The 21,594-nt window shown below is 65.7% G+C and carries 23 protein-coding genes; 11 read left to right on the top strand and 12 right to left on the bottom strand.

The window, feature by feature from the left end; all coding sequences use genetic code 11:
* Positions 1–1,685: 1,685 nt before the first annotated feature.
* Positions 1,686–1,946 carry a hypothetical protein gene (locus ACPXCG_RS14365; protein ID WP_425792624.1) on the top strand — a complete coding sequence of 87 codons (261 nt, stop codon included), beginning with the start codon at positions 1,686–1,688 and terminating at the stop codon, positions 1,944–1,946.
* Between the two features lie 57 nt (positions 1,947–2,003).
* Positions 2,004–2,507: a nitroreductase family deazaflavin-dependent oxidoreductase gene (locus ACPXCG_RS14360; RefSeq protein WP_425792623.1), complete on the top strand. Its 504-nt coding sequence runs from the start codon at positions 2,004–2,006 to the stop codon at positions 2,505–2,507.
* 181 nt (positions 2,508–2,688) lie between these two features.
* On the opposite strand, the gene ACPXCG_RS14355 is transcribed toward ACPXCG_RS14360, so the two are convergent.
* Entirely contained in the window at positions 2,689–3,786 is a 1,098-nt protein-coding gene (locus tag ACPXCG_RS14355; RefSeq protein ID WP_425792622.1) for a GmrSD restriction endonuclease domain-containing protein, read from the bottom strand.
* 268 nt (positions 3,787–4,054) lie between these two features.
* On the opposite strand from ACPXCG_RS14355, the gene ACPXCG_RS14350 reads away from it, so the two are divergent.
* Positions 4,055–4,888 (top strand): SGNH/GDSL hydrolase family protein, encoded by an 834-nt coding sequence (locus ACPXCG_RS14350; protein WP_425792621.1) that lies wholly within the window; start codon positions 4,055–4,057, stop codon positions 4,886–4,888.
* Positions 4,889–4,895: 7 nt separating this feature from the next.
* Here ACPXCG_RS14350 and ACPXCG_RS14345 read toward each other — a convergent pair whose 3' ends face one another.
* Positions 4,896–5,135 (bottom strand): hypothetical protein, encoded by a 240-nt coding sequence (locus ACPXCG_RS14345; protein WP_425792620.1) that lies wholly within the window; start codon positions 5,133–5,135, stop codon positions 4,896–4,898.
* A 333-nt stretch (positions 5,136–5,468) separates the two neighbouring features.
* Between ACPXCG_RS14345 and ACPXCG_RS14340 the strand changes: the two genes are divergently transcribed.
* The 4 genes from ACPXCG_RS14340 (at position 5,469) to ACPXCG_RS14325 (ending at position 9,168) form a co-directional block, all read left to right on the top strand.
* The gene (locus ACPXCG_RS14340; RefSeq protein WP_425792619.1) at positions 5,469–7,208 is read left to right on the top strand and encodes a DUF222 domain-containing protein; all 1,740 of its coding nucleotides are present in this window, start codon (positions 5,469–5,471) and stop codon (positions 7,206–7,208) included.
* Positions 7,209–7,245: 37 nt separating this feature from the next.
* Positions 7,246–7,557, top strand: coding sequence for a hypothetical protein (locus tag ACPXCG_RS14335; RefSeq protein WP_425792618.1), 312 nt, complete (start codon positions 7,246–7,248; stop codon positions 7,555–7,557).
* Positions 7,558–7,637: 80 nt separating this feature from the next.
* Positions 7,638–8,222, top strand: a complete 585-nt coding sequence (locus ACPXCG_RS14330; RefSeq protein WP_425792617.1) for a YdcF family protein — start codon at positions 7,638–7,640, stop codon at positions 8,220–8,222.
* Between the two features lie 76 nt (positions 8,223–8,298).
* A complete protein-coding gene (locus ACPXCG_RS14325; RefSeq protein WP_425792616.1) occupies positions 8,299–9,168 on the top strand; it encodes a 1,4-dihydroxy-2-naphthoate polyprenyltransferase in 870 nt (289 codons plus the stop codon).
* On the opposite strand, the gene ACPXCG_RS14320 is transcribed toward ACPXCG_RS14325, so the two are convergent.
* The 5 genes from ACPXCG_RS14320 to ACPXCG_RS14300 form a co-directional block, all read right to left on the bottom strand.
* Positions 9,165–9,506 (bottom strand): hypothetical protein, encoded by a 342-nt coding sequence (locus tag ACPXCG_RS14320; RefSeq protein WP_425792840.1) that lies wholly within the window; start codon positions 9,504–9,506, stop codon positions 9,165–9,167. The two genes, ACPXCG_RS14325 and ACPXCG_RS14320, sit on opposite strands and share 4 nt — an antisense overlap.
* A gap of 447 nt (positions 9,507–9,953) precedes the next feature.
* Positions 9,954–10,853 carry a Clp protease N-terminal domain-containing protein gene (locus tag ACPXCG_RS14315; RefSeq protein ID WP_425792615.1) on the bottom strand — a complete coding sequence of 300 codons (900 nt, stop codon included), beginning with the start codon at positions 10,851–10,853 and terminating at the stop codon, positions 9,954–9,956.
* The gene (locus ACPXCG_RS14310) at positions 10,846–11,136 is read right to left on the bottom strand and encodes a helix-turn-helix domain-containing protein (RefSeq protein WP_425792614.1); all 291 of its coding nucleotides are present in this window, start codon (positions 11,134–11,136) and stop codon (positions 10,846–10,848) included. Before ACPXCG_RS14310 ends, ACPXCG_RS14315 begins: the two co-directional genes overlap by 8 nt.
* Positions 11,137–11,213: 77 nt before the next feature.
* Positions 11,214–13,001 carry an alpha/beta hydrolase gene (locus ACPXCG_RS14305; protein WP_425792613.1) on the bottom strand — a complete coding sequence of 596 codons (1,788 nt, stop codon included), beginning with the start codon at positions 12,999–13,001 and terminating at the stop codon, positions 11,214–11,216.
* A complete protein-coding gene (locus ACPXCG_RS14300) occupies positions 13,001–13,318 on the bottom strand; it encodes a hypothetical protein (RefSeq protein WP_425792612.1) in 318 nt (105 codons plus the stop codon). Before ACPXCG_RS14300 ends, ACPXCG_RS14305 begins: the two co-directional genes overlap by 1 nt.
* A gap of 155 nt (positions 13,319–13,473) precedes the next feature.
* On the opposite strand from ACPXCG_RS14300, the gene ACPXCG_RS14295 reads away from it, so the two are divergent.
* A complete protein-coding gene (locus ACPXCG_RS14295; protein ID WP_425792611.1) occupies positions 13,474–14,325 on the top strand; it encodes a hypothetical protein in 852 nt (283 codons plus the stop codon).
* Positions 14,326–14,379: 54 nt separating this feature from the next.
* On the opposite strand, the gene ACPXCG_RS14290 is transcribed toward ACPXCG_RS14295, so the two are convergent.
* From ACPXCG_RS14290 to ACPXCG_RS14275, 4 genes are all read right to left on the bottom strand, one after another.
* Positions 14,380–16,944 (bottom strand): FtsX-like permease family protein, encoded by a 2,565-nt coding sequence (locus tag ACPXCG_RS14290; RefSeq protein ID WP_425792610.1) that lies wholly within the window; start codon positions 16,942–16,944, stop codon positions 14,380–14,382.
* An 11-nt stretch (positions 16,945–16,955) separates the two neighbouring features.
* A complete protein-coding gene (locus ACPXCG_RS14285) occupies positions 16,956–17,585 on the bottom strand; it encodes an ABC transporter ATP-binding protein (RefSeq protein WP_425792839.1) in 630 nt (209 codons plus the stop codon).
* A 186-nt stretch (positions 17,586–17,771) separates the two neighbouring features.
* A complete protein-coding gene (locus tag ACPXCG_RS14280) occupies positions 17,772–18,905 on the bottom strand; it encodes a PLP-dependent cysteine synthase family protein (RefSeq protein WP_425792609.1) in 1,134 nt (377 codons plus the stop codon).
* A 6-nt stretch (positions 18,906–18,911) separates the two neighbouring features.
* Positions 18,912–19,238: a DUF4229 domain-containing protein gene (locus ACPXCG_RS14275; protein WP_267630177.1), complete on the bottom strand. Its 327-nt coding sequence runs from the start codon at positions 19,236–19,238 to the stop codon at positions 18,912–18,914.
* Between the two features lie 202 nt (positions 19,239–19,440).
* On the opposite strand from ACPXCG_RS14275, the gene ACPXCG_RS14270 reads away from it, so the two are divergent.
* The 3 genes from ACPXCG_RS14270 to ACPXCG_RS14260 all read left to right on the top strand — a co-directional run bounded on the left by ACPXCG_RS14270 (position 19,441) and on the right by ACPXCG_RS14260 (position 20,580).
* Positions 19,441–19,662, top strand: a complete 222-nt coding sequence (locus tag ACPXCG_RS14270) for a BldC family transcriptional regulator (RefSeq protein ID WP_161061864.1) — start codon at positions 19,441–19,443, stop codon at positions 19,660–19,662.
* A gap of 69 nt (positions 19,663–19,731) precedes the next feature.
* Positions 19,732–19,941, top strand: a complete 210-nt coding sequence (locus ACPXCG_RS14265) for a hypothetical protein (RefSeq protein WP_425792608.1) — start codon at positions 19,732–19,734, stop codon at positions 19,939–19,941.
* A 162-nt stretch (positions 19,942–20,103) separates the two neighbouring features.
* A complete protein-coding gene (locus tag ACPXCG_RS14260; protein ID WP_425792607.1) occupies positions 20,104–20,580 on the top strand; it encodes a helix-turn-helix domain-containing protein in 477 nt (158 codons plus the stop codon).
* Here the strand turns inward: ACPXCG_RS14260 and ccsB are convergent.
* The gene (gene ccsB, locus ACPXCG_RS14255) at positions 20,565–21,581 is read right to left on the bottom strand and encodes a c-type cytochrome biogenesis protein CcsB (RefSeq protein ID WP_425792606.1); all 1,017 of its coding nucleotides are present in this window, start codon (positions 21,579–21,581) and stop codon (positions 20,565–20,567) included. The genes ACPXCG_RS14260 and ccsB overlap by 16 nt on opposite strands.
* Between the last annotated feature and the right edge of the window lie 13 nt (positions 21,582–21,594).

Raw genomic sequence — 21,594 nt, 5'->3', positions numbered from 1 at the left:
CAGCAACAACCCGAGTACTCGAAACAGTTTTTGAGATCCCGTATCAATTGTTTGCTGATCTGGGAAAACGGTAAACGTTACCTACGGCCAAGTGACATAGATCACTCTTGCCGCTGCCGCCAAGTCACCAGTTCTGTAACACGTTGCCGCGCAAGGCTCCTCGGACGTCTCACAGCGACCTCCCAGAAACGGACACACCCGTCCCAGACCGAGCACACTTGCGCCCCGGGAACATCACAGGGCTGTTGGGCACTTTTTGTTCTCGGACATTCTTTCGCTTTGCTAATCATCAGATGTAGTGAATTCTATTCCGCTTCCAGAACGAGGAATAGTCTGTTCGTGCGCTAGACGCCGGCGCCAATGGGGTGCATCCCTCCCCTGTGCTCACGCGCTCCGCTAGACCGACTCACCAGTCGCTGATCGTTCGCAGGCGGGATGGGTTTTCCGCGCGGTCGGGTTCGACTGCGGGTCGATCGAGGAGGTGTCGCTCCGGCGCGCGGCGCTCTGCGAGTTCCAGCTTCAACGTTCGTCGGGCGGCCCCCGTGCCGGCACGTCGCGCAATCCACTCCCGGGACGTCGTAGTACTTCCTCCTGCCCGTCGCCGGATCGTGGCTACACCTTCCGGACACGTTCGACTTCCCTTCAGTGGCCCCGCGGCCGGGTGAGTCCGAGCGACTTCTTGGCTTCGGAACCTTCTCCTTACTCACCGGGCCCGAGCCGTACATGGCGGCATTCCGTCGACCCGGCCCCGATTCACCGCCGACCGCGCGACGACAAGCGATGCCGAATGACACCCACGGTGAGCCCAGGTGACGCCAGTGCCACGCGCGCCCGGGCGATGAGCGACGAGCTCGGATAGACGGCGAGGTAGCCGAACATCTGGTGGTCGTTTCGATGACGGCCGGTCGAACGGCATCGATGCCGTCCAAGAGCTCGAGGGAGCGATCGAGAATCAATTGCGCGGCGGCATCGGGCGCGTACAGCGAGATTCAGTCGTCGGCGAGTCCGTCGTTGCTGATTCGTTCGAGCTTGGCCGCGACTCGAGTGCGTCTGGCACCTGGACTCGTGAGACTTGCTTCTCGTTCACGATCGTTCTCCTCGTGGATGAGAATGGTGCGCTGTGCAGGCCCCCGGGCCTGTCGGTTCCGGCGCCTCGGATTAGCAACTCGGCTGGCGAAACAGTTTACTGGCTCGGTCGTGTGATGGACAGATCATTCGGGTCTGTCGAATTCTGTCAATATCGATTTCTGAATATTCACTGGAGAGAGAGTCAGTACCATTTGGCAGACGTGCAGGACTGTGAACCTGGCGCGGCTCTCGCTGTCTGGCGATCCGTCCGCGCCCGAGCACCTTGCCCCTACTTGTCGTCAATCTCGTTAGCGCGCTGTCTTATTCGGATCGACGCCAGACTCGCCCCAAGGTGAGAGCCACCGACAGCAACCGATGCACTCACATAGAACTGGCGTGGTGTCAGCCAGTCGAATCAATGTCTCTCGATATCATCGCCCACATGTGAGAAAATCGACTCGGCGCCGCGCTCGGAAGGCAGGTTTGCATTATGCGGGCCAGTGACCCGATTACTTAGTGTCTGCAACGAAATGTCCAGTCGGATTTGTTGAGGGCGTTGCACAACCAACAATCAGTGGTCTGATGTCAATCGCGAACATCTCCCGAGGAGAGCAACCATGACCACCCGAATCCGAAGAGTCGCCGCAGGCATCGCCGTCGGTGCAGCCGCGTCGATGTCCCTGGCGCCGATCGCAACTGCGGCACCATCAGCGGCCCCCGTGACCGTGCCTCACGACGCAGCCACCATCTACGTACCAAACCTTCCGGTACCCCTTCTGCCGGTTCCACTCCTTCCGGTCCCCTTGGTTCCGATCTTCCCGATCCCTGACGCGCCGAAGACGGTGTGCATCACCATCGTCTGCTTCCCGGTTTCCTGACGCTCGTCGAGCTCCGGAATCGCGGTGACGCGGACGACAAGACGTCAGGAGCGAGAGATGCCCATTCCGAATCAACGACTCGACCGCGCCAACGCCGTCCAACGTCGCACTGGGCAGTTCGGTTTCACGCCGGCCGGGCAGTGGTTCCTCCGAACCATTTCGCCGCGTGTTGATCCGACCCTCATCCGACTCACCCGCGGTCACCTGAGCTCGATCGGTCCGTGGCCGCGGTTCGTTCTGTTGACGCATACCGGAGCCAAATCGGGAATCGAGCGAACCACGCCACTGATCTACTTCACCGACGCCGATCGGGTCATCCTGATCGCCTCCAACTACGGCGGCCCCTGCCACCCGGCGTGGTATCACAACGTCAAAGCGAATCCGGTCGTGCAGATCTACGCGGGCGGAGTCGACGCGACATTCCGCGGTGAGCAGGTGACAGGCACCGAACGCGACCGCCTGTGGGACAACGTCAAGCAGACTATGCCCGGGTATGCCAAATACGAGTCCTGGGCCGGCGATCGCACGAATCCGATCTTGGCTTTCACTCCGATCGGGTAGCCCGGTCCCGACGACACGGTGATGACGTGGATCGTCAATCCGGTTGCGGCGTGGTCACCGCTGTCGTTGACATGGACATCACCTCAGCGGGCCGTTGGACGACATACGTGGTCGACGGCTCTGACAGGTGTTCCTTGTGCGGGGCCTCAGATCAGACCGTCCACAGATGCGGTGGCGTCCCCTACTCGCAGGCGACGCCGTCACCGTCACGATCCAAACCGGACCGATAGCCGGGCTGGCCTGCGAGAATCGGCGCAGCTCCCGCCGCCCGCACCGCGGAGCAGTTCCGGTAGTAGGTGCTGCCGCCGTCATCCGCCGCGGGCGGAGGCGCCACGTACACCGGCTGGGTGGTGGTCGGCGGCGGCGTATAGGCGGGCGCGGGTGTCGCTGTCCTCGTCGCGGTCTCTGATGGTTCCGGTGCCGGGGTGGTGGTCGCGATCGGAGTGCCGCCGCAGCCGGACAAAATCCGCGCCATCGCGTCCTTCTCCGCTTGCGTCACCCATAGGCGATACAGCACCTTCACGTCGATCTGCCGGGATACGTAGGTACAGCGATATGACTTGTTGGACGGGAGCCACGTCGCCGCGTCGCCGTCGCTCTTCTGCTGATTCGCCGGTCCGTCGGCGGCCTGCAGGTTGCGCGGATCGTTGGCGAGATTGCGACGCTCGATCGCACTCAGCTGCTGGGCGCCCTTCTGCCACGCGTCCGACAAAGCAACGAGGTGATCGATCTGCACTGCCGACGACGTCTTGATTCCCCGGACGAACGAAATGGTCTTCCCGGTGTACGGGTCATTCAACGTGCCGGTTTGCACCGCGCAGCCATTGGAACCCGACTTGAAGGTGATGGCCGTCAAGTCGCGACGCAGGATGTCGTTGCGGGTATCGCAGCCGTTGTGTCCGCCGGCCACCGAGACGTCGTCGGTCCACGCCTGTCCGAATTGTTCGCGGGAGTAGCCCGTCTTCGGGGCACGGCCCTTCACGGCCAGCGTCTCCAGTTTCGCAAGCGAGCCGTCGGCGGAGTTGGCCGACACCGTGGTTGCCCCGGCGGCGGCGACAGGCCGCAATGTCGGCTCGCTCGACGGCGTCGTGGTGGTTCTGCTGGTGACGGACGTTGACGACGCTGTGGAGACCGGTTCCGACTCACCCGGCCCACAGGCCGTGCCGATCACGACGACACCGGCCAACACTGCGACACCGGCTACGATCGCCGTCCGACTGTTGCGCGAGATTCCCGACTTCGGTTGCGCGTTCACTTCTTCACCCTTGTTCCTTGGCATTCCCCACCCAGTGATCGGCGAGCGGCGTGGCGACGTTACCCAACTCCTCGTTCTGGCCGCACCTCCGGTTTCCGGCTTGGAGCCGATCCTGCGGCCAGGATCAGAAGGTGCGGCAGGAACGTCGACTATCGTTGCGGGCCCGGGGGTATCCCGCGACCGCCGACTGTCGATGCGGTTACAGTGATCGACGTTGGTACTTGACCAGCCATTGCGCGGAGCGGTGTTGCGAGTCGATCGCACACGTCAGGAAGATCGGAAAGCCACTCGGATGTCCACTGTGTTGAAGCGTATCGCCGGATCGGCGCCCCTCTGGGCATGGATTGTGATGGTCGTGTGCATCGTCGTCCTCGTCGTCGGTCTCATCATTTCCGGTAATCGGACAGCTCCGGTCTCGTCGACGGCGGCGCATACCGACCCGACAAGCATGTCGCCGGCCTCGACTCCGGCAACGGCCGGCTTCATCGACGACGCGAAGGCCAACCCGAGTACTCCGAAGACTCTGGTCCTGCTCGGCGACTCGACCGGCGCGGACCGAAAGGGTTGGACACCCGCCCTCGCCACGTCGATCAGCCAGAATCTCGACCGGCCGGTCGCCACACGACTCTGGAACACTTCCGCCGACGCGTACGGTCCCGTCGTCGGAGTCGGCAACGGCACCAACGCCGCGATCGGTTTCTGGAATGCCAGCGCGCCGGGTAAGAGCGTGGCGTATACGGCGCAGAATCTCGACGAGATGATCCCATCCCAAGTGACGCCCGATCTGGTGCTGCTCAATTTTGGGCCGGGCCAGGACGCGGGCAAACCGCTCGCCGCACAGATCCAGCCGTTGATCACCGAAGTACGCAGTAAATACCCGAACGCCCAGATCGCGGTGATCAAGCAGGGGCCTCGGCAGGGGTCGGATGTGTCGCGCCAACTCTCAGACTATGCATCCGCTATGTCGGCTGACGGCATTCAGGTGATCGACGTCTACTCCGCATTCCCCAGCAGCACTGCGGGTCTCGCGGCGGTGATGCGCGACGCGGCCAACCCGAATGCGCGGGGGCAGCAGTTGTGGAGCACGACGGTACTGGCGGCGTTCGGTTTGCCGGCCGGACAATAACGGACAATCAGCGGCGCCGCGCCACCTTCATCTGGAACCGCGGCATCCGCGCCATCGCCCGCTCCCCTCGGCTACCCCGAGCCGGGAACGCTCCGATCTGTCGAGCGAACTCGGTCATGTCCATCACGACGCGGAAATGACTTGCGAGCCCGTCCCGGAACTCGATGATCTCCCGGACGTCGAACTCGACGTCTTTGCCCGTGGCAGCCAGGCCCGGCGGATCGAGTGAGCCGGTGTGGGTTCCCACTGCAGTCCAGGCAAAGCTGCCGCGCGGCGCGTGCGGGTGAAAGAGGGGCCGCCGAACCACTGTTCTCGAAGACGACGTCCTCGGTCATCACTGCCGTGAACACGTCGGGGTCGTGCGCATTGAAACCGCGGAGGAGTTCTGCGACGAAACCATTGACTGCGGTTTCTTCAGTCGGACAGAACGGTCGCCAGCCTCTCAACGATCCGCCCTTCGAAGAAATTTCGTCTCACTGATCGACGCCGATTGCCTCGACGAAAGGGCTTGCGCAGACAGTTTCGGCTCTGTTAGACTTCGAACATACGTTCGAACTAATTGGATCGGGGGGTCCGCCGCATGAGCGAGTCCGACCCTGATCATGTGGCCACCGATGACGGTGGTGAGGACGTGGATGTGGCGGCGGTGGCCGGCCAGTGGTTGCCGCAGGGCATGTTTCAGCAACATCATCCGCGCAGTCATGACGAACTGCTCGAGCGGCAGGCCGAATTGGCCACGGCCGCCGCGGCTTCGGTCGGGGATCTGCCCGCCGGTGAGAATGTGGTGGAGCTCTACCGCGAGTTCCATCACCTGCTCGACCGCATCGCCGGCGTCGACACCACCAGCGCCTCGCCCGCCGATCTGGTGGCGGTGGCCGTCGAACACGAACGCGCCGCCCGGCGGATGAGTTCGATCGGACACCGCCGAGTCATGGATGTCTGCGACCGCGACGCCCACACCACCGCCGGCTACCGCTCACTGCACAACTTCATGGCCGAAAAGCTGCGCATCGGCGACCTGCGCCACCGCAAAGAACAAATGGCCGCGGTCTCGCAGATGTACAACCTACAAGGCGAATTACTGGCACCACGCCACCCGCAGACCGCCGCCGCCCTGGCCGAAGGCGCCATCGGACCCGACCACGTCCAAACCATCGTGAACGCCATGGCACGCATCCCGGCCGCGGTGGCACCCGAGCTGGTGGAGGCGGCCGAGGCCAGTCTGGCCTACTTCGCTCGCGACTTCTCCCCAAAAACACTGACCGACCTCGGCGCCCGCATCCTGGGCCACCTCGACCCCGACGGCACCGTGACCGACCAGCGTGACCGCGCCCGCCAACGCCGCCTACTGCTGAGCAAACAAGACGCCCAACAGCTCAGCCGCCTGACCGCCACCCTGGACCCGACCACCCGCGCCATGTTCGACGTCGTCCTCGCCGCCTGGGCCGCCCCCGGCATGAACAACCCCGACGACAAGCAATCACCCACCGGACAACGCGAACACGCCGACCCCGACGCCCTCGCCGCCGCCGTCACCCGCGATGCCCGCACCCCCGAACAACGCAACCACGACGCGTTACGCGCCCTGCTCGACTACATCCTGACAAGCGGTGGACTCGGCGCCAGCCACCGCGGACTACCCCCACACCTGATCATCGCGATCACCGAAAGTGAACTGCGCGAACGGGCCGGCCTCGGCCACACCACCACCGGCGCCTCCCTGCCCATCGCCGACATCGTCGAACTCGCCGCCCACGCCGACCTACACCTGGCCGTGTTCGCCGACCACACCCGCGAAATCCTGCACCTGGGCACCGCGAAACGATTCGCCAACCAAGCCCAACGGTTCGCGCTCTTCGCCCGCGACGGCGCCCACTGCACCCACCCCGACTGCGACATGCCGTTCAGCCACACCGACATCCACCACGCCGAACAAGACTGGGCCGAAGGCGGCCGCACCGACATCGACGCCCTCGCCGCCGCGTGTCCCACCCACAACCGCATGGTCGGACACAAACCCGGACAATTCACCACCCACATCGTCGCCGACGGACCCGACGCCGGCCGCCCCGCCTGGACCCGCAACACCAACGGCACCGGACCACCCAACCCGCCACGCATCAACCGGCGCAACCACATCGCCGACACCCTCCGACACCACCTGCGAAACCACGGACTCTCAGGTGACACCCCCACGCGCCCAAAAGAAGTGGCCCCACCCGACTACCGATACGCCGGACCCATGCGCTTCACCCGACTCGTACACGACGGAATCACAGTCGAAATCCTCACACCAGACGACCTCGACCTGGCCCGGTAAATGCGACTGCCCACCGCGGTCACTGGATACTGGTGGGATGCGATCGATCGATCCGTTCCACGCGCTTGTCCTCCTCGGGCTGCTGTTCACCAGCGGCGCATGGTGCCTGGCCCGTCCGGGACGATGGTCGGCCGCGGTGCTCATCGTGGTGGCCGGTGCGTGGATCGTGTTCAACGGACCGCTGGAGGGTCGGACGCTGTTCGTGATCAGCGCCCGCCACGGAGTGACCGAAGGGGATGTGCTGGCGGTCGTCGGTTTCGCCATCGCGGGATGGGCGCTCTGGCAGACCGAGACTCGGACCGGGCAGCGGTGGGCGCGCGAGCGGCGAACGCGGCGCAGGTCTCGCTGAGCGAATGGCTCGTGACTCGCCCCGTGTGATCTGCCGGACCACGATCAACCACTCGTACTCGAGCCGTGCACAATTCAGGAATGGCGGTTAGGCGATCTCGACTCAGATCCATTGCCGCCATCGCTGCCTGTGTGCTGCTCATCGTCGCGGTTACCCTCGCTGGGCTCGGCTATCAGCTATTCAACAGAGAGCACCAGAACGAATTGCGACCTGCGGATGCCATCGTCGTCCTCGGCGGCGAGCACGACGGCCGGGAGGATTACGGACTCCGATTGGCGCACGAGGGATACGCGAACACCGTCGTGATCTCCGATCCGTACCGCCCTTACCCACTCCTCGACAAACAGATCATGGACCGCGTCTGCAATGCAGGCACCCCCGACATAGAGGTCATCTGCTTCGCACCGAATCCATCGACGACGCAGGGCGAGGCCACGTTCATCCAACGCCTGGCGAAGGAGCGTGGCTGGCGATCGGTGATCGTGATCAGCTGGCGCTATCACCTGGTGCGCGCCCGGTACATCTTCGGACAATGTTTCGACGGACAGGTGATCATGCGCAGCGTTCCGCGCGACTATTCGCGATCTGTCTTCAAGTGGGCGTACCAATATGCCTACCAATACGGCGGGCTCGCCAAGGCTGCCATTCTCGGATGCGCCCGATAACAGTTCAGCCCGTGTCGTCGATGGGCTCGACCGGGCGCCGAGTGCGCAGCAGTTCCTGCGTGGCAGGATCGACCTCGTGGCAACCCCGAAGCAGTGGTTAGAAGGCGCGCGTCCGCGCACGCTGCCCAACGCGATCGCGCCGGTCGTCGTCGGCGTCGGAGCGGTCCGCGACCTCGGCGACGTTGTCTGGTGGAAGGCAGTACTCGCCCTCCTGGTCGCGGTCGCCTTCATCATCGGCGTGAACTTCGCCAACGATTACTCCGACGGAATCCGTGGCACCGACGACGATCGCGTGGGCCCGATGCGACTGGTCGGCTCCGGCGCCGCGTCGCCCGGTGCGGTGAAGCGCGCTGCGTTCGCCTGCTTCGCGGTCGGCGCGATATGCGGCTTGGCGCTGGCCGTCAGCACCGCCTGGTGGCTGGTGGTGGTGGGCGCGATCTGCATCGCCGGCGCCTGGTTCTACACCGGCGGCAACAAACCGTACGGGTACATCGGGCTCGGCGAGATCGCCGTGTTCGTCTTCTTCGGGCTGGTAGCAGTGCTCGGCACGCAGTACGTGGTCAGTGACACGGTCGATTGGGTCGGCCTGCTGTGTGCGATCGCGATCGGCTCCATCTCGTCGGCCGTGCTGGTGGTCAACAACCTGCGCGACATCCCCAGCGACACCGAATCCGGCAAGGTGACCCTCGCGGTCCGCCTGGGCGACAAGAAGACCCGCATCTTCTTCGGCGTACTCCTCGCCGTACCGCTGGTGGTGAGCCTGGCACTCATCGCCGCGACACCCTGGGCACTGCTCGGATTGCTCGCCGCTCCACTGGTGTGGTTCGCCTACAAACCCGTGCGGGCCGGCGCCCTCGGCCCCGGGCTGATCCCGGCGCTCGGCGGCACCGGACAGGCCATGCTCGCATGGGCGGTGCTGACTGCGGTCGGCCTGATGATCGGTTAGCCGGCCGGAGACCCGCCTGATCTCCGCCCATGCGGAGGAGTCGCCTCCGCGGGCCGCAAGGCCCAGCCCGGCACCCAGTGCGTCACCTTCTCCTGCCGGTCCTTGGCGGTGATCGTGTAAGTGACCTTGCCGTACCACTCGCCCCACTCCGAACGCGCCCATGCGGTGAGCACACCGAGGTGCACCGACCGGATCTGCAGACCATCCGGAAAGTACTCGCCGGAGTAGTGCGGGGTCTGCGGATACAGCGCGTTCAGATCGACGAGCACCGCCTTGTGGCCGACCGGGAAGTACACCGGTCGTCGTGGTTGGCCGCTGTCGCCGCCGATCCACTTCATGCTCACCCATCGAACATTAGTTCGAATGACGCATACGGACAAGCCGGCCCCCCAAGCGGTCACAGGGCGGGACCACTCAGGCCGATCAGGCGATACCGAAGCGCGTGATCACGTCGCGCCCCGCGGGCGGCGCCAACGGCAACCGCAATACCCCCGGCTCGCAACAATCGGACCACATCTCTTGCACGACAACATATTCGGAATCACCGGTATTCGCAGATGGTCGCGGCCGACAAGCGTTGCGACGTCCCCGAGACTGACGGCCAATTACCTGCTGAGTTCCGTCCTGATCGCTGCGATCAACTGGTCACTGCTGTTGATCTCACTGTACGGCGCCATCGCGTTGACCCCGTACCGACAGAGATCGGCCGGCCGCCCTCGATCACGAGGTCGACCGGCCGATCATATTGTGCCGCCGGGTATCACACCCCTAGCATCACACCGGCGTCACACGCCGGCATTGACCTCCGGCAGGCTCGCCAGCACGGCGGCCTTGAGATCGTCGGCACTGGTCGCCGACTCGATGACGGCACGCGATGCGTCGTCGCCGGCGTCGATGATGCCGATCAGCAGGTACTCGGGACGCAGCCGCGAGTCGCCACGCTCACGCGCGAGTTCCACGGCCTTCCCGAACACCTCCCGAGTCTCGGCGGCGAAGCGGGGGCGCGACCCACGGCCACGCGGTCCGCGTCGTCCGCGTCCCGGCTCCCAAGGACCCTCGTCGTCGGCGAACGGTCCACCCGGACCGAAGGGTCCCGGACCGAATCCCCCGCGGCCGAAGCCTTCCGGACCGAAGCCCGGTCCGCCGGGTCCGAAGCCTGGCCCGAATCCACCGGGGCCGAAACCCTCGGGACCGAAACCCTCCGGGCGAGGTCCACGACCCCGATGCGGGCCATGTCCGTGCCGGTGCCCCCGGCCCCGTCCGCGACCCTCTGGACCGCCGCGGCCGCGTCGGCCGTATCCGCGGTCCGGGCGCTCGGCCCAGCCCTCGGATACGTCTTCGCCGAATCGGCCGCGGACGGCCTCGCGCACCTTGTCGAGGTCGATGCCGATGCTGCGCAGGGCATCTCGGTCCTCTTCGTAGCGTTGCTTCGCCGATTCTTCGACGCCGGCGTCGGTGGCCTCGGCGGTGTCGTCGTGCTCGGCGTGATACTTCTGCGCCGCCTCGCGTGCCGTCGCCAGGGTCAGGCCCTGCTCGCCGAGCAGCGTGAACAGCGGACTCCGGGCGTTGCAGAGCATGCCCAGGATGAGGTGATCGTTGCCGAGTTGCCGGTGACCAAGATCGCCGGCCTCCTGCATGGCGAAAGCCAGCAGCATTCTGTCATCACGGTTGAATCGTTCAAACATTGTTGATGTCTCCTTCTGACCCACTGCCGCGGGCCTCACGTTGTGAATGTTTCTGGTGCACGGCTTGGCGGCTGATCTGCAGAACTTCTGCGATCGACTGCCAGCTCCATCCGTTGGCACGGGCATTGGCGACCTGGACGTCCTCGAGACGGTCAGCCAGGGTCCGCAGCGCCCGTACCGCGGCCAGCCCCCGGGCGGGGTCGCTGCTCGCGGCGTCACCCGCGAGGCCGGCGCCAGTGGCGTCGTCATGTGCCGTATCGGTCGGATTCTGTTCGTCGTGCATGGTGTCAGGTTATGTTGACATCATCCGGTTGTCAAGAATTATTGACAGTCAGGTTTCCGTAGGCCGCCCCGAGCGACTCACCAGGGCAGACGCAGGGGGATGTCCGGGATAGGACCCGGCAGGTCGATGTCGCCGTCGATCAGATCCCCGAGCGGACCGAGACCGTCCGTGATGATCTGCTTGCCGCCTTCGACCACGATGTGGAGCAGCCCCTCGGCGTACGGATCGGTGGGCCGATCGGGCGCGCGCTCGACGTATGGAGTGGGGTCGTCGCCGGTGATGACCCGGACGACGTTCCGGAACGCGTCGGAGTCCGGGTCGTGCCAGTAGGCACCGTGTGAGCTCGCGCCCTCGAGCAGGGCGCGGTGCCCATTCGCGTCGGGCCCGGTGAATCCGGTGTCCAGCCGGACCACCCCGGCCGCGGTGTCGGGGTCGGAACCGTGTGGGTTGCCGGGCACCGACTGGACGTACTGGATCGGGTCACCCGGGGCGGTCAGCGAATATCGCTCGACGTCGGGGTTCGGGTTGCGCCACGGACCGTCGAACACGCCGGTACCCGCCGACGACGCGTAGACGACCCGGTCGGCGCGCAGCCCCAGCTGTTCGGCCGATCCGACGACCGAGCCGCCGTAGGAGAAGCCGATGAACGTCGTCTTCGCCTCCGGCGCGTACTGCGCGAGCTCGGCGTCGAGAGCCGTCCCGAATCCGACAAGACGCGGAGCCATGGCCCGGGCGAAACCGGTCTCGACTGCGGAGTCGTCGATCGACTCCGCCAGGCCGGATCCGATACCGAGAAGCCCGGCAACCGCTCCCCTGCCGAGTGCGTCGGGCAACCCCTCGAAGCCGACCTTCTGCGGCAGGTCACCGTCGAGGTAGACGAATACCGGCCCGCCGGTCCGTTGCGCGAGATCCGTCGCAACACGGTAGGTCTCCGCGCTCCGATTCATCGAGGAATTGGTCCCCGGGACATAGACGGTGGCGTTGCGGGTGCCCGATCCGATTCCGCCGACCATCTCGACGAACCGCCCGTCGGCGGTGTTGTCGAAGGCGATGAACCGGCGTTCCGCGGTTCCGTCGGGGCTCCGATGCGAGAACTCCTCGAGCACAGCTGCACGCGGACCCGCGGCCCGGCTGGCCTGCCGCTCCTCGATCAGCGCGTTCCGGACGTTGATCTCGTTGGCGTCTGCGCGGGAGTCGAAGTCGACACCGTCGAGATTGCCGATGGTCTGAGGATCGGCATGCATGACCCGGCGTCGGTCATCGACGGCCATGCGGGACCACAGTTCTCGGCGCTGGACCGCCGTCATGCCCCGCAACATCGCTACCACCTCGTCGGGATTCACAGTGTCTCCGTCGAGGAGCCGGACATCCGGGTGGCCATACCGCATCGCGGCGAGGTCGTCGGCGAGCGCACCCAGGCGCGAGCCGTGGTCGTCGTCGAGTTGGCAGACCGAGTCGAGCGCCGCGATGATCGCCACCTCGAGCTTCTGGGCGTCAGCCTCTTTCGACGTATCGGCGTGCGCGACCCCGCCGAGATCGGTGACGACGAATCCGCCCGCGAGCGCGGCGTCGACCTGTCGGAGCACGCGTTCGCGCGCATACGTCAGATCGGCGCCGGCATCCTCGGCCTGGTCGGCGATCTGGTTCAGGATGTTGCGGATCTCGTTCACGTGACCGCGTTCCCGAGCCACGGTCAGGTCCGCCGCACAACGGCTCTCGCCACGCCAACCCGACGTCGCGTCGAGTGCGCGGATCACCGCATCCATCGCGCCATCGAGGGTTGCCGCGCCGGTCTCGGCGGATACTCCTGCCTCAGTGAACCGGTGGGTGTTCCAGTGGCGCAATTCGGAAATCGTCGGACGCATCAGCGTCCGGAGAGGTCGGTGAAAGATGTCGCGGCCGCCCGGTCCTCGATGTCCGAGTCGATCCGCAGGCGATGCAGGATCATGCCCATTGCCTCCAGCCGGTCGGCGACCGCGGCAGTCGCGTTCCGGGCCGCCGACGCCGCGGCCCGCAAAGCCGACGTTACCCGGCTCGACGGTCCCGAAACACGCTCCAGCGCTGCGACATCAACGTCTCGGATCACCACCGACTGAGCACGCCACGCATCCGCCGCCCGCGCGATCTCGTCGGGCCGGATACCGAAGCCGGCAGTTGTCGGGTATCGCCGATCCGATGCCATCGTCGACCTCCTTCGAAGCGGATCGGCGCAACGCCGATGGGGCATGTCTGGAGATACGACGCAGTGCACATCGTCGGGGTTCCATGAGCGCCGGTTGTCCACAGATGCGTCACGGGCACGGTCGGTCGGCACCTCTCCAGGTGATACTCATCGGCATGAAGTACATCGGCGTGTACAGCTACGCAGAGTTGATCGCCACCGGACTGACACGCAAAGAGATTCGGCGCCAATGCAAGACGGGTGATCTCATCCGCCTGGGGCGGGATCGGTATGCGGACAAGGCCGCCGACCAGATCGTGTGCGAGGTGGTCCGTCGGGGGCACGTCGTGAGCTGCCTGACCGCGCTGCGCTATCACGGCGTCTGGGTTCCGGGTACGGCGACGAAAGTGCACAAACGCGGGAACTCGGATGCCTACCGGAAAGCCAACGCGCTCTGCCGGCAGTACGGGCGTCCGGGGCCGCTGCGCAGCGCGGTCGACGATGTTCCGACTGCGCTGCGTCATGCCGCCAAGTGCGTCGATGGCGAAGAATTGGTCGCGGTCTGTGATTCGATCCTCAACAAGGAACTGATGACCATCGACGAGATCCGGACGGAAATGGCATCCGCCCCGCTCGCCAAGCGCCGACTGCTCGACGTCTGCGACGGCCATGCGCAGTCCGGCACCGAGTCGATGGTCCGCTGTCGGCTACGGTCACGACGAATCTCTGTGCGCGTTCAGGTGCAGATCGAGGGCATCGGCCGGGTCGACCTCCTCGTCGGAGATCGGTTGATCATCGAGATCGACAGCGAGGAATATCACCGGACCGCGGAACAGTACGAGGAAGACCGGCGACGCGATCGCCGGGCAGCCGAAGATGGTTATCTCACAATGCGTTTCACCTACGCGGCAGTCACCACCGGGTGGGCGGACGCGGAAGGCCAGGTGCTCGCGATCGTGCGCGAGGGTCGCCATCTACGGCGAGGCACGAAGAAGACTGACACCAGGATCACCTCAGCGAACCCTTGAGCACACTATGTGGCCAACGCCCGGCTGAGGTGATGCTCAGGTCGCTCGCGCCGACTATTCGGTCAGAATCGACTCACTGATGTTCATCCGGGACGCCCGCATGGCCGGCACCAGCGCACCGCCGATACAGAGCACACAGGCGATCCCGACGAACAGCAGCGTCGACGGACGGGGCGAGTACGCGATCTCGATCGAGGTTGTCGCGGAGAGGATCTTGTCGGAGAGGAAATGCAGCGCACTGCCCAGCACCAGCCCGGTGACCGAGCCGATCAGCGCGATGCCGGCCGCCTCGGCCACCACCATCCGCGAGATGAACCGGCGAGATGCGCCCATCGCGCGCAGCACCCCGAGTTCGCGTCGACGCTCGATCACGGAGAGCAGCAAGGTGTTCAGCAGTGCGACCGCGGCCGCGAGCGCCACGATCCATTGGATGGCGATGGTGAACGCACCGGCCTGTTGGGCCTGCTCCTGGGCGGCCGACAAGGCCTCCGCGCCGGACTCCACGGTAACGGCCTGTCCGCCGGCCGACGGGTTCGCCGTCGCGATCGCATCGAGCCGCTCCCGGATCTGGGCCTGGTCGGCGTTCGGGTCGGTGGAGACCTGAAGGTACGTGTCATAGGGCCGGTCGAACCAGTCGGAGAGCACCGAGTTCGACATCGCCGCGGTACCCGAGCCCATCGAGATGTAGTTGACGGTCTCGATTACCTGGATGTCGCGGTAGCCGCTCGGGGTGGCCAGCCGCAGGGTGTCGCCCGCGTGCGCGTCCAGAGTCCGGGCCAGCACGTTCGACAGCAGGATGCCGTCGCCGGCCAGAACCCGCTGCAGCGCTTCCGGACTCGCCTTCTTCACAAAGGGCGCCAACGATCCCGGCTCGAGTCCCTGCACGTATACCGCTGCCTCGCCGATGTTGAGGCTCGCCCATTGGGCGCCGACGACCTTCGTCACGCCCGGCACCTTCGCCACCTGGGACTCGATCTCCGACGACATCGGCGGCCCGGTCGGCAGGCCGCCGCCGGGGTCGGAGGACAGGTAGAAGTCGGGGTCCGCCAGCCCGTCAAGCGAATTCGATATCGACCCGACCAGATTGTCGAGCGCACCCGAGGTGCCCATGCCGACTGCCACGGCGACCGCGACGGTCATCAGGGTGGCCCAGGCACGCCGCGGTGCGCGTTCGGTGTTCACCGCCGCAAGCTGCCCCGGCCCGCGGAACCGGCGCGTCAACATCACGACCAGCGCGACAAGTTGCTTGGTCAGCGCGTAGCAGACCAGCAATCCTCCGACGGCGTAGACGGCCCCGGCGAGAATGGCGGGACGGCCGGGCACGGTGGTCGCGACGAACCACGACGCCACCAGCAACGCAACCCCGACAACACCGGAGATCCACACGGCACGTCCGGGTTTCGTCGAGTTGTCGGCGACCTCACCCGCGATCATCGCCTCCACAGGGGACACCGCGAACACCGACCGCGCGGCCAGCGACGTCGCCGCCACACAGGCCACGACGCATGCGACGATCGCGATCACCGGCGCGTACCCGGGCAGGTGATAGCTCACGGCGGTCGCCAACGTATCCGACTCGGCCTCGGGAATCCTGCCGATCGCCCATCGTCCGGCGAGGATGCCGATCGGTACCCCGATCAGTCCGCCGACAAATCCGAACAGCGCCGACTCGCCGAGCAGGTCACCGACGAGATGTCCGCGCCGCGCGCCGAGCGCACGCATCATCGCGAGCGACTGCCGGCGCGACGCCACGGCCATGTTCATGGTGTTGAAGACCAAGAAGCCTGCGATGACCAGCGAGATGAGCGAGACGAGGAGGGTGGCGTCACGGGTGACCGAACTGGCCACCTCGGCCTGCTTCGCGCGGAAATCCGGGTCCACGACGACGGCGCGGCCGTCGACGACTCGGGAGACGTCCGACTTCAGGGCCGGGATGTCGGCTCCCGGTTTCGCGACGATGAGGATCGAGTCCACCTTGTCGGCCCGCGACGCCAGTCGCTGCGCGAGGCTCAGATAGGCGAAGATGAAGTTGCCCTTGTTGAGCACCGCTGCCTGGTCGCCCTCGACCACCGAGATGACCCGCACCGGAACACCGTTGACGGTCAGTTGCTGATCTTTGTGCAATCCGGTCCCCGCGCCGACCACGATGCCGTTCTCGAGGTCCTGCTGCCTGAAACCCGCGGACTGCTGCGCCGAAACCGCCTGCCGCAGTTCGCCGGACAGCGCGGTGACCCGGAAGTCCGAACCCAGCAGGGCGGTTTTGCGGTTGTCGATCACCACCGAGTCACGGATGAGCGGCACCACCGACTTCGCCTCGGGCACATCTCCGCGGATCTCGCCGGCCAGTCCTTCGTCGATGCCCGAATCCGCGATCGACGCAACCTCCACCTGGGCGGTCCCCGTGATGGCCGCATTCACCTGGCGCACCGACTCGGTCAGTGACCCGTACAGGCCGAGTACCGAGATCAGCAGCGCCGACGCGACGATCACCACCAGCAGCGACGTGACGACCCGGAGCCGGTGGGTGCGGATCTCGCGAAGGTTCAGCACCCGGATCCGCGACAACCCGGACGCGATCGAACGGAGCGGATTCGCCGACCGGCCCGCTGCCGTCCTCACCGGTCGAGCATTCACGCGATCTTCCCGTCGCGCACCGTGATCGTGGTGTCGGCGACATCCGCGGCATGCGGATCATGGGTCACCATCACCACCAGACGGTCCGCCGTGTCATGCGCCACCTCCGAGAGCAACGCCAGCACCGAATCGCCCGTCGTTGAATCGAGGTTCCCGGTCGGCTCATCGGCCAGCAGGATCGTCGGGTCCATGATCAACGACCGGGCAATCGCCACCCGCTGCATCTGCCCACCCGACAGCTCCGACGGCCGGTGATCGACACGATCGCCGAGCCCCACCCGCTCCAGGAGTTCGACCGCCCGCGGCTTGGCCTTGCGCAACGACTGACTGTCCAGCAACCGCGGCAACGCCACGTTCTCCCAGGCCGACATCGTCGGCACCAGATTGAAGAACTGGAACACGAAACCGACCCGATGGCGCCGGAACGCCGAGGCCTGCTCGTCGTCGAGCGAACCCAGATCGACCCCGTCGATCGAGATCGTGCCCGACGTCGGAGAGTCCAAGGCGCCCAGCACATGCAGCAGAGTGCTCTTTCCCGCACCCGACGGGCCCACAATCGACGCGAATTGCCCACCGTCGAGAGCCAGGTCCACACCGTCCAACGCCCGCACCAGCTGATCCCCCATCTGGTACTCACGCACCAGACCAACAGCCTTGACCAGCGGTTCACCCTCGAGATCGCCCACACGCGAATGCTATCCCACGGCGATGAGGTAACCCTAAGTGCGACCCTTCGAGACGCTCGCAAGCTCGCTCCTCAGGGAACAAAGGGGCACGCTCGCAAGCTCGCTCCGCAGCGACGGGTCGCGCGGTTAGGAGACCGCGGCCGTCCACATTCCGGATGCGAAGAACTCGTCGAGCACCGCGGTCGCCTCGGTCAGATCGAATCCGTGCTCGCCGAGCCACTCGTCGTCGAAATAGGTGTTGCCGTAGCGGTCCCCGGAATCGCAGAGCAGGCTGACCACACTGCCGGACTGCCGCTGCGCCACCATGTCGGCGACGATCTGCAGGGCACCCCACAGGTTGGTCCCGGTCGAGGCGCCGACGCGTCGACCGAGCCGGTCGCTGATGCAACGGGCGGTCGCGATGGACGCGTCGTCGGGAACGCCGATTATCCGGTCGATGACCTGGGAGACGAACGACGGCTCCACGCGCGGGCGGCCGATGCCCTCGATGCGCGAACCCACCTCGGAGGTGAGCGTGCCGTCGGCGGAGTCGTAGGCCGGCAGGAAGACGGAGTTCTCCGGGTCCACCACGGCGAGCCAGGTGGGGTGTCGCCGGTAGCGCACGTAGCGACCGAGGGTGGCCGACGTGCCACCCGTTCCCGCCCCGACCACGATCCAGGTCGGGATCGGATGATCCTCGTCGGCCAGCTGCGCAAAGATCGATTCGGCGATGTTGTTGTTGCCGCGCCAGTCGGTCGCCCGCTCGGCCATCGTGAACTGATCGATGAAATGTCCGTTCAGTTCGGCTTCGAGCCGGAGTGCCTCGGCATACACATCACCAGCGCGTTCCACGAAGTGGCAACGACCGCCCTCCCGCTCGATGAGCGCGGTCTTCGACGGCGACGTACTCGACGCCATCACCGCGATGAACGGGACGCCGATCAGTTTCGCGAAGTAGGCCTCACTGACCGCGGTCGACCCGGACGACGCCTCGATGACGGTGGTGCCCTCTCGCACCCAGCCGTTGCAGAGTGCATAGAGGAACAGCGAGCGGGCCAGTCGGTGTTTGAGCGAACCGGTCGGGTGGGTGCTCTCGTCCTTGAGATAGAGGTCGACGCCGACGTCACTGCCGTCGTCGGCGGTCCACCTGGACCAGTCCGGCAACAGCACGCGATGCAGGTGGGTGTCCGCACTGCGACGGCCGTCCGCCTCGATCAGACGTACCGCGTTCTCCGACCACGTGCGGTCGCCCCGATGGTCGACGATCCTGGTCGGCTTCATTCCGACTCAGTCGGCCTGGCCGCGCAGGCGGGATTGCAGATCGTCGTGTCGTCGCCGACGGGCGTCGTCGACCGCCGCGATCTGTCGGTTCACCCGCAGACGCAGCGACTTGAACAGGACCATGCCCAGCGGCAGGGCGATCAGGACACCGAACACGGCGGCCACCAACAGCGGCACCTGGACGCCGGCGATCGCGCCGCCACCGATGATGATCGCGGCCACCACGACGACCAGCGCCAGCCGCGCGAGGGTGTAAAGCGCCAGCGACAGCGCAACGCTGCCTGCGGTCGCCTCGCGGTCGGTACTCGTGTCCACTGCCTTGTCTTCACTCACGGTGTCAAGGGTACTGCCCGTGAGGTCGCGCATTTTCGCCCAATTGCGACGAACCGGGCGTCTGGAATGTCGGTTTTGCACTCTCTTTACCAATTGCTGACCGTTCGAGTACCCGGGCATCCGGCGTGTATCCATGAACCAGACCCCACGTATTTCATCGTTGCAGGTTCATCGTTGCAGGCGAGAGAAGAGGAACACACACATGACTGTCATCGACTCAGCCACCCCCGGCATCATCACCCCAGGTCTTGCGAGTCAGCACACCCTGACGCCCGGCCAGGTTGCGTCCATGTTCAACGTCAACCCGAAGACCGTGGCCCGCTGGGCCAGCTCCGGCCTGCTGGGATCGATCCGCACGCCGGGCGGTCACCGTCGCTTCCGTGAGGCCGACGTCGTCGAGTTGCTGAACCGCCGCACTCACTGATCTTGTTGACCGGCGGGGTCCGCCCCGCCCCATGGCAACCTCACGTACGCTTGTACACGGGAGGTTGCCATGACGTTTCTGTTCGCTTTGATCGGCATTGCAGCGATCGGTTTCCTGCTGTGGCGCGCCTTTGGCCCCCAACTCGCCGATCGCGAAGATCACGACGACCGTCCCACCCGGCCGATCGGTCCGGTCGGGCCCGACGACGATCCCGATTTTCTCATCGATCTCGACCGCCGCACGCGGGGCCCCAACGGGTCCGATGCCGACGACGCCTGACACCTCCACGCAATATCCGTCCTGACGTCGCAGAATCCCGGACTTACGCCCGCGTACCCTACTGGCAGGTAGGGTAATCTCTTTCCATCACGCAGTGGGTGCCACCGTGTGGGCCCGGCGAAAGGTGCAGGAGATCAACGAATCACGCGCGGACAACCGACGTTGACGCCCGAGCGGGGGCGCCCGACGCCCGACGACGAGCCCGGCTTTGCACAGAAGCTGGGCTACCTCTTCGAGCATTCGCGGGATGAGAACGGCGTGCCCTACACGGGTAAGAAGATCGCCGAACGGGCCAACGACCTCGGATATTCGCTCTCGGACGCCTACATCTCGCAACTCCGGACGGGCAAGGCCCGGACGCCGTCGTTCCGGACCGTCGAGGCCATCGCGCGGGCGTTCGAGGTCAGCGTCACCTACTTCCTCGCCAATCCCGACGAAGACCTCGAGCGCGTCCGCCAGCAGCGCGACTACGTGGAGATGCTGGCGACCACTGGAACGCATCTGTCCGGGATCGACGTCCGCTCGATCTGCCCGGACACCATCGACGTCGTGATCGCGCTGCTCAAGATGGTCAAGGCGCAGGCTGTGGAGACCCAGCGGACGCCTCCCGGCGAAGACAGCGGTCAGAGTCCCGCGTAGGAGTGCAGGCCGGACACCACCAGGTTGATGATGAACAGGTTGAACAGCAGCGCCACAAAGCCCGCGACGTTGATCCAGGCGGCCGCGTTGCTCCGCCAGCCCGCCGTCGCCCGAGCATGGAGATACGCCGCATAGATCACCCAGGCGATGAACGACACCGTCTCCTTGGGATCCCAGCCCCAGAACCGGCCCCATGCCGACTCGGCCCAGATCGCACCGCAGATGACGCCGAGACCGAACAGCGGGAATCCGAAGACGACGCACTTGTAGGCGAGCCGGTCGAGCGTGTCCGCGTTCGGGATTCGGTCGATGACCCGTCGCACACCCGCGACGATGCCGGATCCGGCGGCCGCCGGATCGTCGCTCTCCGGGCGACCCCACCGCATCTTGATCAGGTAGAGCGCACTGGCCACGCCCGACACCAGCAGCACGCCCGACGACACCGAGATGATCGAGACGTGAATCGCGAGCCAGTAGGACTTCAGCGCGGGGACCACCGGAGCGGCCTGCGTGTACAGCCAGCGACCGCCGATGAACATCAGCAGCGAAACCGGTAGCAGCACAAAGGTCAGCAACGGCCGGTGTTCGGGCTTGCGCAGCACTACCAGGCCGGCGATGACACAGGCCGCACACGTCAGCGAGATGAACTCGTACATGTTGCCCCACGGCGGACGCTCGGTCGCCATACCCCGCAGCACGATGGATGCCACATGCGCGATCAGTCCGACGACGACCACCGGATAGGCCATGTTGCCGAGCCGGTCGCCGAGATTGCGGCGGGGTGTGTCGGCGACCTTGCCGGGCGCCCGATCGTCCACGGCCACCCCGGACCCACCCGCGGTGACCAGTTGGGCCGTCGACGTCAGCTTGCGGCTACGGGCACCGGCGAGTGCCGCCAGGAACAGGAGCATCGCGAGCACGTAGATGGTGATGGCCGTACCGAACAGCAGATCGGAGTATCGCGCCAGTGTCTCGTCGACGTGTATCGAACCGGTGTTCATCGCACTCGTCCTC

Origin of the sequence: Gordonia sp. DT218, assembly GCF_049847105.1 — a bacterium.
Classification (GTDB): Bacteria; Actinomycetota; Actinomycetes; order Mycobacteriales; family Mycobacteriaceae; genus Gordonia.
Note: the sequence above shows the minus strand (reverse complement) of the source record. Positions and strands in the feature narration are given on the sequence as shown.

Coding starts and splice junctions, on each gene's coding strand:
- ACPXCG_RS14365 (WP_425792624.1), top strand. CDS start 1,686: ATGACCACCCGAATCCGAAGAGTCGCCGCAGGCATCGCCGTCGGTGCA.
- ACPXCG_RS14360 (WP_425792623.1), top strand. CDS start 2,004: ATGCCCATTCCGAATCAACGACTCGACCGCGCCAACGCCGTCCAACGT.
- ACPXCG_RS14355 (WP_425792622.1), bottom strand. CDS start 3,786: ATGCCAAGGAACAAGGGTGAAGAAGTGAACGCGCAACCGAAGTCGGGA.
- ACPXCG_RS14350 (WP_425792621.1), top strand. CDS start 4,055: ATGTCCACTGTGTTGAAGCGTATCGCCGGATCGGCGCCCCTCTGGGCA.
- ACPXCG_RS14340 (WP_425792619.1), top strand. CDS start 5,469: ATGAGCGAGTCCGACCCTGATCATGTGGCCACCGATGACGGTGGTGAG.
- ACPXCG_RS14335 (WP_425792618.1), top strand. CDS start 7,246: ATGCGATCGATCGATCCGTTCCACGCGCTTGTCCTCCTCGGGCTGCTG.
- ACPXCG_RS14330 (WP_425792617.1), top strand. CDS start 7,638: ATGGCGGTTAGGCGATCTCGACTCAGATCCATTGCCGCCATCGCTGCC.
- ACPXCG_RS14320 (WP_425792840.1), bottom strand. CDS start 9,506: ATGAAGTGGATCGGCGGCGACAGCGGCCAACCACGACGACCGGTGTAC.
- ACPXCG_RS14315 (WP_425792615.1), bottom strand. CDS start 10,853: ATGTTTGAACGATTCAACCGTGATGACAGAATGCTGCTGGCTTTCGCC.
- ACPXCG_RS14310 (WP_425792614.1), bottom strand. CDS start 11,136: ATGCACGACGAACAGAATCCGACCGATACGGCACATGACGACGCCACT.
- ACPXCG_RS14305 (WP_425792613.1), bottom strand. CDS start 13,001: ATGCGTCCGACGATTTCCGAATTGCGCCACTGGAACACCCACCGGTTC.
- ACPXCG_RS14300 (WP_425792612.1), bottom strand. CDS start 13,318: ATGGCATCGGATCGGCGATACCCGACAACTGCCGGCTTCGGTATCCGG.
- ACPXCG_RS14295 (WP_425792611.1), top strand. CDS start 13,474: ATGAAGTACATCGGCGTGTACAGCTACGCAGAGTTGATCGCCACCGGA.
- ACPXCG_RS14285 (WP_425792839.1), bottom strand. CDS start 17,585: ATGGGGGATCAGCTGGTGCGGGCGTTGGACGGTGTGGACCTGGCTCTC.
- ACPXCG_RS14280 (WP_425792609.1), bottom strand. CDS start 18,905: ATGAAGCCGACCAGGATCGTCGACCATCGGGGCGACCGCACGTGGTCG.
- ACPXCG_RS14270 (WP_161061864.1), top strand. CDS start 19,441: ATGACTGTCATCGACTCAGCCACCCCCGGCATCATCACCCCAGGTCTT.
- ACPXCG_RS14265 (WP_425792608.1), top strand. CDS start 19,732: ATGACGTTTCTGTTCGCTTTGATCGGCATTGCAGCGATCGGTTTCCTG.
- ccsB (WP_425792606.1), bottom strand. CDS start 21,581: ATGAACACCGGTTCGATACACGTCGACGAGACACTGGCGCGATACTCC.